The sequence below is a fragment of the Hydrogenophaga palleronii NBRC 102513 genome, assembly GCF_001571225.1.
GTDB classification, from domain to species: domain Bacteria; phylum Pseudomonadota; class Gammaproteobacteria; order Burkholderiales; family Burkholderiaceae_C; genus Hydrogenophaga; species Hydrogenophaga palleronii.
In genome coordinates this window covers 19,489-28,000 of record NZ_BCTJ01000045.1, presented here as the reverse complement: position 1 = coordinate 28,000, position 8,512 = coordinate 19,489, and the positions used below count along the sequence as shown (strand labels likewise).

The 8,512-nt window shown below is 69.3% G+C and carries 7 protein-coding genes; 6 read left to right on the top strand and 1 reads right to left on the bottom strand.

The genetic code is table 11. The features are described 5' to 3' along the window. The first annotated feature begins 89 nt into the window (after positions 1–89). From HPA01S_RS20245 to HPA01S_RS20220, 6 genes are all read left to right on the top strand, one after another. Positions 90–1,445 (top strand): TolC family outer membrane protein, encoded by a 1,356-nt coding sequence (locus HPA01S_RS20245; RefSeq protein WP_066272922.1) that lies wholly within the window; start codon positions 90–92, stop codon positions 1,443–1,445. A gap of 79 nt (positions 1,446–1,524) precedes the next feature. Continuing rightward, positions 1,525–2,268, top strand: a complete 744-nt coding sequence (locus tag HPA01S_RS20240) for a glycosyltransferase (protein WP_218005366.1) — start codon at positions 1,525–1,527, stop codon at positions 2,266–2,268. Then, positions 2,244–4,289: a 3-deoxy-D-manno-octulosonic acid kinase gene (locus tag HPA01S_RS20235; RefSeq protein WP_084360858.1), complete on the top strand. Its 2,046-nt coding sequence runs from the start codon at positions 2,244–2,246 to the stop codon at positions 4,287–4,289. Before HPA01S_RS20240 ends, HPA01S_RS20235 begins: the two co-directional genes overlap by 25 nt. A gap of 57 nt (positions 4,290–4,346) precedes the next feature. Continuing rightward, the gene (locus HPA01S_RS20230; protein ID WP_066272915.1) at positions 4,347–5,597 is read left to right on the top strand and encodes an O-antigen ligase family protein; all 1,251 of its coding nucleotides are present in this window, start codon (positions 4,347–4,349) and stop codon (positions 5,595–5,597) included. Beyond that, positions 5,594–6,697, top strand: coding sequence for a glycosyltransferase family protein (locus tag HPA01S_RS20225; protein ID WP_066272913.1), 1,104 nt, complete (start codon positions 5,594–5,596; stop codon positions 6,695–6,697). The genes HPA01S_RS20230 and HPA01S_RS20225 overlap by 4 nt, the downstream gene beginning before the upstream one ends. After that, positions 6,694–7,605, top strand: coding sequence for a glycosyltransferase family 17 protein (locus HPA01S_RS20220; RefSeq protein WP_066272911.1), 912 nt, complete (start codon positions 6,694–6,696; stop codon positions 7,603–7,605). The genes HPA01S_RS20225 and HPA01S_RS20220 overlap by 4 nt, the downstream gene beginning before the upstream one ends. On the opposite strand, the gene HPA01S_RS20215 is transcribed toward HPA01S_RS20220, so the two are convergent. Next, positions 7,596–8,492: a glycosyltransferase family 2 protein gene (locus tag HPA01S_RS20215; RefSeq protein WP_066272910.1), complete on the bottom strand. Its 897-nt coding sequence runs from the start codon at positions 8,490–8,492 to the stop codon at positions 7,596–7,598. The two genes, HPA01S_RS20220 and HPA01S_RS20215, sit on opposite strands and share 10 nt — an antisense overlap. Between the last annotated feature and the right edge of the window lie 20 nt (positions 8,493–8,512).

Genomic DNA, 8,512 nt, shown 5'->3' with positions numbered 1-8,512 from the left:
GGCGTAGCCGGACCCTTGATGCCTCTGGGGGGGCCCTCTCGCCAGAGTTTCTCCATCGCCTCGCACCGTCCCGCTCCAAGGAACACCGCATGAAAGCCGCTTCGCCCGCTCGAAAACCGTCTGCCAACCGCCCGCTGTTTCCGCTGGCGGTCGTGCTGGCGCTGGGTTCGCTGGCCACCGGCGCGCAGGCACAAAGCCTGGCGCAGCTGTACGAAGCGGCACGCGGCTTCGACGCCGCATACCTGGCAGCGCGTTCGCAGCACGACGCCAGCCTGGCCCAGGCCGCGCAGGCGCGCGCCGGCCTGCTGCCGCAGGCCGGCCTGGCCGCAGCAGCCGGTTGGGCGCGCAGCGAGATCAACGCCGTCGGCGTCAGCCGCACCGGCAACAACCAGAGCACCACGCTCTCGGCCAGCCAGCCGCTGTACCGCCCGGTCAACAAGCTCACCAACGACCAGGCCGAACTCACGGTCGACATCGCCCAGGCACGCCTGACGCAGGCCGAACAAGACCTGATCCTGCGCACCTCGCAGGCCTACTTCGACGTGCTGGCCGCGCAGGACACGCTGGCCTTCGTGCGCGCCCAGAAAACCGCCGTGGCCGAACAGCTGGCCGCCGCCCAACGCAACTTCGAGGTCGGCACCACCACCGTGACCGATTCGCGCGAGGCGCAGGCGCGTTACGACCTGGTGCTGGCACAGGAAATCGCGGCCGAGAACGACCTGCGCGTGAAGCAGCTCGCCCTGAACCAGCTGGTGGGCCGCACAGACGTGTCGCCCAAACCCCTGGCCGCGCCCGTGGCCCTGCCCGAGCTGCTGCCGGCCGATCCGCAGGCCTGGGTGGACCGCCATCCGGACAGCCACCCCGGCATCGTGCAGGCCACGCGCAACCTCGAGATTGCGCAGCTGGAAACCCAAAAGGCCGAAGCCGGCCACAAGCCCACGCTCGACCTGGTGGGCCAGTACCAGGTGGCGCGCGGCCCGTCCACCACGCTGCCCATCGCCGGCAACGTGCGCACCAACACCGCCAGCGTCGGCCTGCAGTTCAACCTGCCGCTGTTCGCCGGTTACGCCATCCAGAACCGGGTGAAGGAAACCCTGGCGCTGGAAGAAAAAGCCCGCGCCGACCTGGAAGCCGCGCGCCGCAACATCGACCTGTCCATCCGCAGCGCCTACCTGGGCGTGGTGTCGGGCCAGGGCCAGGTGCGCGCGCTGCAGGCCGCCGAAGCGTCGAGCCAGAGCGCGCTGGACGCCAACCGGCTGGGGTACCAGGTGGGGGTGCGCATCAACATCGACGTGCTCAACGCCCAGAGCCAGCTGTTCCAGACCAAACGCGACCTGGCCCAGGCGCGCTACAACGTGCTGCTGGGCAGCCTGCGCCTGCGGCAGGCCAGCGGCGCCCTGCTGCCGGCAGACCTGCAGACGATCGACACGCTGCTGGCGCCCTGAGCAGGCTCCGCTACACTCGACCCGCCCGTCGGCATGCCGGCGCAGTGACCCTCCGACCCGCATTCCAGAAAGGCACGACGTGCAGCAAACCGTCAACGTGTTGTGCATCAAATGGGGCCAGAAATACGGCCCCGAGTACGTCAACAAACTCCACAGCATGGTGTCGCGGCACCTGCACCGCCCCTTCCGTTTTGTCTGCCTGACCGACGACGGTGCCGGCATTCACCCGGCGGTCGAGGTCAAACCCATTCCCGCCGTCGGCTTCGATCAGTTCGACCAGCGCAAGCCCTGGAGCTTCGGCCACGGCTGGCTCAAGCTCACCAGCTTCACCGACCCGCTGTACGACCTCACCGGACCGACGCTCTTCCTGGATCTCGACATCGTGATCGTCGGCAGTCTGGACGAGTTCTTCGAGCAGCCCGGCGAGTTCATCGTGATCAAGGAGTGGGACAAGAAGGATGGCACGGGCAACACCTCGTGTTACCGCTTCACCATCGGCGCCCACACCGACGCGCTGGAGCACCTGAAGAAGGGCTACCCGCAGTCGATTGCCGATGTGCGCAACGAGCAGGAATACATCACCGGCTTCCTGAACCGCCAGGGCAAGGTGAGCTACTGGCCCGACGCCTGGTGCCGCAGCTTCAAGCGCCACTGCATGCGCCCGGGCATCCTGGGCTGGTTCTCGCCGCCCACCATCCCGCCCGGCGCCAAGATCATCGTGTTCCACGGCAAGCCCAACCCGCCCGACGTGATCGCCGGCGTGAGCGGCAAGTGGTACCGGCGCGTGCTGCCCGCCCAATGGGTCGCCGACCATTGGCGCTGAGCGCGGTCTCACTGCCCCAACGGGTGTACCGACTGGCCAGCCGTGCGCTGGCCACGCCCCTGCTGGGCTGGTTGTGGTGGCGCGGCCGGCGTGAGCCCGGTTACCGCCAGAACCTGCGCCAGCGCCTGGGCCACATCCCCATTCACCCCGAGCAGTTCGGCTGCATCTGGGTGCACGCCGCCTCGGTCGGCGAGGTGCAGGCGGTGCAGCCGCTGCTGCACGCCCTGCTGCAAGACTGGCCGGCGCACGCACTGGTGGTCAGCACCCAGACACCGACCGGCGCCCAGGCGCTGCGCGCCCACTGGGGCGAGCGCATCCGCCACGTCTACGCCCCCATCGACACCCCCGGCGCGGTGGCGCGTTTCCTCGACCGGCTGCAGCCGCGCCTGCTGATCCTGGTGGAACGCGAACTGTGGCCCGAATGGCTGCAGCAGTGCCGCGCCCGCGCCCTGCCGGTGGCCCTGGTGAACGCGCGCCTGGCCGAACGTTCGGCACGCGGTTACCAGCGCTGGGCGGCGCTGATGCGCCCGGTCTGGCCGCAACTCACCGTGGCCGCGGCCGATGCCGCCAGCGCCGAGCGCCTGCGCGCACTCGGTGTGCCGGCGGCGCAGCTGCACACCACCGGCAACCTGAAGTTCGACGTGGCCGTGCCACGCGAAGGCAGTGCGCTGCCGCCCGCGCTGCAGGCACGCACCCTGGTGGTGGCGGGCAGCACGCACGCGGGCGACGAAAGCGCCTGGCTGTCGGTGTGGCCGGCGCTGTCCGCCGCCCACCCCGACTGGCTGCTGGTGCTGGTGCCGCGCCACCCGCAGCGCTTCGACGAGGCCGCCGACAACCTGCGGCGCAGCGGCCTGCAGAGCGTGCGCCAGAGCGAAGGCCAGCCCGTGCTGCCGCAGACCCAGGTGCTGCTGGTCGACGCCATGGGCGAGCTGATGCACTGGTACCGCCACGCCGCCCTGTGTTTCGTCGGCGGCACGCTGGCCCCGGTGGGTGGGCACAACCCGCTGGAGCCGCTGTCGCTCGGCCAACCGGTGCTGTTCGGCCCGCACACCCGCAACGCCGCCGCGCTGTTCGACGACATCGAGCAGAGCGGCGCCGGCGAACGGGTGCAGGACGCCGCCGCGCTCGCCACCGCCGTGCAGGCCTGGCTGCGGCAGGGTGATGCCGGCCAGGCCCGCGCCGATGCCGCGCGCGCCCTGATGGCGCGCCACCAGGGTGCGGCGGCGCGCACACTGGCCTTGCTGCAGCCGCTCTGGTGGCCGGCCCATACCGGCAACATCGGCCGCGTGCAGCGCTGGCAGGGCGACGCCGGCCAGAGCGCCTGGTACGACCCCGCACGCCTGCCCGAGGTCTCGGCACGCACCTTCGACCCGGCCGCCCAGCGCGGCGGCACGGCCCTGGCCACCGGCAGCGGCCGCGGCCAGGCCTTGCGCATCGGCGACGGCGCCCAGGGCCAGGTGCTGCGCCACTATCGGCGCGGCGGCCTGGTGGCGCGCCTGAGCGACGACCTGTTCTGGCGCGCTCCCGCGCACCGCAGCCGCGCCATGCAGGAGTTCAGCCTGCTGCGCCTGATGCGCTCCTGGCAGTTGCCGGTGCCCGAACCGGTGGCCGCCAGCCACCGGCCTGTCGGCGCGCTGTTCTACCGCGCCGACATCGTGGTCGGCCTGATCCCCGACAGTTCGAACGTGGTGCAGTGGCTGCAGCGCCGCCCCCTCGAACCGGCCGAGTGGCAGGCACTCGGCCGCGCGATCCGGCAACTGCACGACCGCCAGGTCTTCCACGCCGACCTCAACGCGCACAACCTGCTGCTGGACGCCCAGGGCCAGGCCTGGGTGGTGGACTTCGACAAATGTGATGTGCGCCCTAGAGAAGGCTGGAAACAGGCCAACCTCGACCGGCTGCAACGCTCGCTGCGCAAGGAGGCCGGACGCGTGAGCCCCTACCATTGGCGCGAAACCGACTGGGACACCCTGCTGGCCGGCTACCGCGCCACCCCGGCCAGGCCCCCGCCCGGTACCTGACGTCCCGCTCCCGGTTCCCCGTTTCGCCCCACCCAAAAATCCCCGCGCTCCCACCCCATGCCGTCCCCCGCCCTCCTTCTTCAACGCGGTGCCCAGGCTTCGCTGCTGCTGGTCTTCTTCGCTTTCCCGATGTCGGTGGCACTGGCCAACGTCGGCCTGTTGCTGACCCTGGTGTTCTGGCTGCTCGGCTGCGTCTGGGGCCATTCGCTGCGCGACGCGCGCTGGGCCCTGTCCAACCCCGTCGCCCTGCCGGCGCTGGCGCTGTTTGCCTGGGTGCTGATCGCCACGCTGTGGTCGCCCGCCGAGGGCCGCGCGCTGCTGGAACCGGTGCAGAAGTACCTCAAGTTCCTGCTGGTGCCGCTGCTCATCAGCCTGCTGCGCGAGCCGGCCCAACGCCGGCGCTGCTGGCAGGGGTTTGCGCTCGCCATGTTGTTCACGCTGCTGATCACCTGGCTCAACATCTGGTTCGATTTTTCCTGGACGCGCACGCACAACCAGGGCTTCGGCAAGGACCACACGGTGTTCAAGGACTACATCGCCCAGGGCATCCTGATGTCCTTCTTCACCCTGATGGCCTTGTGGCAGGCCCTGCGCTCGAACACGCTGGCGCTCAGATGGCTGGCCGCCACCGTGGCGGTGCTGGCGAGCTTCAGCGTGCTGTTCCTGTCGGACGGCCGCACCGGTTACCTGGCCTTGCTGCTGGGCCTGGCGGTGTTCTCTGTGTTCGCGGTTGGCCTGAACCTGCGCAAGCTGGGCCTGGTGGCGGTGGCCGCCGCTGCGGTGCTGGCGCTGGCGTTCAGCACCTCGCAGCAGCTGCAAAACCGGGTGGCGCTGGCGCTGGAACAGGCCGAAAACAGCAGCATCTCGGTGCCCGTGACCTCGGTGGGTTCGCGCATCGAGATGACCCGCTTTGCGCTCACCGCCGCGCTGGACGCACCGCTGCTGGGCCATGGCACGGCGTCCTACCCGCCGCTGGCCAAGGCCTATTTCACCGACCCCTCCTGGTGCAACGTGGTCTGCGTGCACCCGCACAACCAGTTCGTGTTTTTCCTGTTTGAACTCGGCCTGGTCGGCCTGGGCCTGTTCCTGTGGTTCGTGTTCGCCATCGTGTGCCAGGCCTGGCGAGAAGCCGCGCCCGAGCGCGCGCTGATGATGGGTTTCGTGGCCGTGCTGCTGGCGGCCAACACGACACACAGCTCGTTCTGGCTCTCCACCGAGAACCATTTCTTCGTGCTGATGGCGGCGCTGCTGATGGCGGGTGCGCATCTGCGCGGCAGCACCGGCGGTGCGGGGACCGTGGCCCGATGAAAAAGACCATCGCCTTCCACTCCAACCAGCTGTCGATCCGCGGCACCGAGGTTGCGCTGTACGACTACGCGCTGAACAACGAGGCGGTGCTGGGCCACAACAGCCTGATCGTCTACAACGCCGACAGCCCGCACAACAGCGCCGAAGCGCTGGCCAAGTTCTCGGCGCGTTTCGAGGTGGTGGGCTACCGGCAGCGCGACGAACTGGATGGCCTGCTGGCGCGCCACCGGGCCGAGCTGCTCTACACCATCAAGGCCGGCAAGGACGATGGCCTGTGGTCGCGCACCGTGCCGACCATGGTGCACGCGGTGTTCCCCACCAACCCGGCGCAGGCGCACGGCGCGTCCTACGCCTTCATCTCCGAATGGCTGAGCCGGCACTGCTCGAACGACAAGATCCCCTGCGTGCCGCACATCGTGGAGCTGCCCGAGGTGGCGGGTGATCTGCGCACCGAACTGCAGATACCGCCCGAGGCCACCGTGCTGGGCTGCCTGGGCGGCGCCAACAGCTTCGACGTGCCGGCCGCCATCGAGGCGGTGCGCCAGGTGCTGGCGCGCTCCACCCAGACCTGGTTCGTGTTCCTCAACATCGCACCCTTCGTCGAACACCCGCGCGCCCTCTTCCTGCCCGGCAACAGCGACCTGGCCTACAAGACACGCTTCATCAACAGCTGCGACGCGATGCTGCACGCGCGCCTGCAGGGCGAGTCCTTCGGCCTGGCCTGTGGCGAGTTCTCCATCCGCAACAAACCAGTGCTCACGTATGCGGGTAGCAAACACCGGCACCACATCGAGGTGCTGGGCGACGCCGGCCTGCTTTACAGCGACACCGCCTCGCTGGTGCAGTTGATCGAAGGGCTGGACCCGGTCGCCCTGCGGCGCGGCCACTGGGACCGCTATTCGGCGCGCTACAACCGCGAGGTGGTGATGGGCCTGTTCGACCGCCACCTGATCCAGCCCGCGCTGCGCAACCCGCGGCGCGACAAGCCGCAACTGGACATCGGCTGGGCCGACCGCCTGGCCTACTACCGGCTCAAGCTGCGCATGCGGCTGGGCCAGCACCATTCCCCATCTTCCACCGCTTTGGCCACGAAGCCATGAACACCGACCACCTCGTCTACGACTGCTTCACCTACGACGGCGAAGAGGACTGCCTGGAACTGCGGCTCAAGACGCACTGGGAGGCGGTGGACTGGTTCGTGATCGTCGAAGCCGACATCACCTTCTCCGGCGTGGCCAAGGCCTACACCTTCGATGCCGGTCGCTTCGCCTGGGCGATGCCGAAGATCCGTTACGTGCCGTTGGCCGCGGCCGAGTTCCACGCCTGCCAGACCGCCTGGGACCGCGAGCGTTTCCAGCGCAACGCCTTGCGCCGCGGCTACCACGATGCCCGGCCGCACGACGTGGTCATCATCGCCGACGTCGACGAGGTGCTGAAGCCGGAAAAGATCGGACCGGTGGCCCCGGGCAGCATGCACGTGTTCGAGTTGCTGATGCTGTACTTCTACGCCGACTACCTGCTGGTGTCTGACCCGTTCTGGCGCAAGGCCGCGGCCGTCAGCGGCGCACTGGCACTGGCGCACGAACCGGAAGACATCCGCAACAACAAGGCCTTGCGTGCCTCGCTGCCCACGGTCACGGTGCCGGACGCGGGCTGGCACTTCAGCTACCTGGGCGGCATGGAGCTGATCGAGAAAAAGCTCGAACGTTTCTCGCACCAGAACCTGAACAAGCCGCGCTACAAGGACAAGCAGAAGAACCTGGCGCGGCTGTACGCCGGCAAGGACATCTACCGGCGCGCCAAGCGCTGGGGCCGCGTGGAGCTGGACAGTGCCGGCTTCGGCAATGCCACGGTGACGGCCTGGTTTGCGCAACGCCCCACGCTGCTGGCGCCGCCCGACATCCGCCCGGCCGGCCGGCTGAGCGAGGTGCTGGCGCGGTACCGCCGCCAGAGCAAGGCCGCACGGCGCTGGGACAAGCTCAAGCTGCGGATCTGGAACTACTTCTGAGCCGGCGCGGCCACCGCGCCCGGCGCTGAGAGCCGCCAGCGCCACAGGCCCATCCAGCGACCCGCCATGCGCGCCAGCAGGCGCGGCGACCAGGCGATGGCCCGCAAGGGCAAGACCAGGGTGGTGCCGAGCAGCACCGTCCAGCGCTGGCGTTGTGCGTGCGCCGGTGAGCGGTGCTTGGCCGAGTAGATCAGCTTGGACTGCGCGTGGTGGTAGCCGCGCAGGTACTCGCTCTTCCAGGGCGACTTGCCCTTGACCGAACCGCGCGCGCGGTGCACCGCGGCCACCGCCGGCCAGACCACCAGCGGGCGCTGGTGCTGGAACAGGCGCAGGCAGAGGTCGTCGTCTTCGTAGTAGAGGAAGAAGCGCTCGTCAAAAAAGCCCACACCCTCGAAACGTGACAGGCGGAACAACATCGCCGCTCCCACCACGAAACCGACACAGGCCGGCCCCTCGGCACCCGGCCCGCGCGAAGACCAGGCGATGCTGGGCCAGCGGTAGTTCACATCGGGCCGGCCCGGTGCGCCTTCGAGCTGCGGCGCGACGATGGCGGCATCGGGCATGCCGTTGGCGGCGCGCACCAGTTCGCGCAGGCCGTCGGGGGTGATCTCGCAATCGGGGTTGAGCAGCAGCGCCAGCGGTGTTTGCGTGGCGGCCAGCGCGCGGTTGTTGGCGGCGCCAAAACCCAGGTTGCGGCCGTGTGCCAGCACGGTGGCGTGCGGCCAGCGCTGGCGCGCCAGCTCGGGCGTGCCGTCGCCACTGCCGTTGTCCGAGATCACCACGTGCGCGCAGTGCGCGAGCAGGCCGTCCAGCGCTTCCAGGCAATGGGCGCTGTGGTACGTGACCACGATCACCGTGACCTGGTTCAACAGGTCGTCAGCAGGCATACACAACCACAAGAGCAACG

What these genes read in the sequence shown, in the direction of transcription:
- HPA01S_RS20215 (WP_066272910.1), bottom strand. Translation starts at nt 8,492, where the DNA reads ATGCCTGCTGACGACCTGTTGAACCAGGTCACGGTGATCGTGGTCACG.
- HPA01S_RS20230 (WP_066272915.1), top strand. Translation starts at nt 4,347, where the DNA reads ATGCCGTCCCCCGCCCTCCTTCTTCAACGCGGTGCCCAGGCTTCGCTG.
- HPA01S_RS20245 (WP_066272922.1), top strand. Translation starts at nt 90, where the DNA reads ATGAAAGCCGCTTCGCCCGCTCGAAAACCGTCTGCCAACCGCCCGCTG.
- HPA01S_RS20220 (WP_066272911.1), top strand. Translation starts at nt 6,694, where the DNA reads ATGAACACCGACCACCTCGTCTACGACTGCTTCACCTACGACGGCGAA.
- HPA01S_RS20225 (WP_066272913.1), top strand. Translation starts at nt 5,594, where the DNA reads ATGAAAAAGACCATCGCCTTCCACTCCAACCAGCTGTCGATCCGCGGC.
- HPA01S_RS20235 (WP_084360858.1), top strand. Translation starts at nt 2,244, where the DNA reads ATGGGTCGCCGACCATTGGCGCTGAGCGCGGTCTCACTGCCCCAACGG.